The following is a 1,052-nucleotide window of genomic DNA, read 5'->3' on the forward strand; positions in this document are numbered from 1 at the left end:
TCGCCCCCGACGCTGCCCAGGTGGTCACTGAAGCTGTAGCGCAGATCAATCTCGCCGCTGAGCCGATCCTCCACCAGACGCACCTCGCCAGCCTGGGTGATGACGAGGTGTTTTTGTGGCGCGGTCTGGCCAGCCAGTTGGCGTTGACGCGTTTCGCAGCCGCCGGCATAGGTGGTCAATGTCGTCTGTAGGCTGCCGCTGACCGTGGCCGTGTTGATTTTACGCGTCCGCGTCCCGCCGTCGGCATACTGGTAGCGTTCCGTATCGTCGGCCGCCTCATCGCGGCTCACCGCGCTGACCTGGCGCAATTGGTTGTCGACGTACCAGTGCAGCGCTCGGCCGTTGCTCAACTGCTTTTGCAGCCCCCCGGCCCAGAAGCCCGTGTCCGGGGTCAAGGGGTGCTCGGCCGCCAGCGCCCGATTACTGCCCGCCGCCACGTCTAGCGCACGGGTGCGGTCGCCGGCGCCCCCGACATGGTGGATCGCCGTCAGGTTGCCGCCGTCATCGTACTGGTACGTTTCCCTGTAGGGCCGCCAGACACTGCCCGCACTCGCCTCTCCAGGATAGTAGCGCGACACCGGGCTGCGTTCCCGGCCCGTGGCGCAAGCGAGCCGATACAGCGTGTCGTAGGCGTATTCACGCAATCCCGTGGCCTGCTGATTGGCGTGCCACTGCGGGTCGGCCCCCTGGTCGTCCAGGCTGAGGATGTTGCCCACCGCATCGTAGCGGTAGTGCAGGTCGCTGATCACCAGCGCGCCCTGCGGATGTCCGGCTGGACGGGCTGTCAGGTGTCGGGTCAGGGACTGGGTCCGAGGATCATACTCATAGGTATCAATGACACCGTTGCCGGCGCGCTGTGACAGCACCACGCCGTCAGCCCGGTAATGGACAGCCTGCAGGGTGACCGTCTCCTGGGGTGTTCCGGCTTCGGTGAAGGCCAGGCGGGTGTGCACCACCGCGCCATTGATGGCGTAGTCGGTCAGGGTGGTGACACCCGCCGCGTTCGTGGTGCTCAGCGGTGCGCCTGTCGCATCGTAGCGGCCACTGACGCG

General features: G+C 66.5%; 1 pseudogene. It reads right to left on the reverse strand.

The features are described from left to right. Nucleotides 1-1,052, reverse strand: a pseudogene (locus tag DK870_RS29065) (RHS repeat protein); the annotation flags it as partial.

Source organism: Pseudomonas sp. Q1, from assembly GCF_009935975.1.
In the GTDB taxonomy this organism is placed as follows: Bacteria; Pseudomonadota; Gammaproteobacteria; order Pseudomonadales; family Pseudomonadaceae; genus Aquipseudomonas; species Aquipseudomonas palleroniana.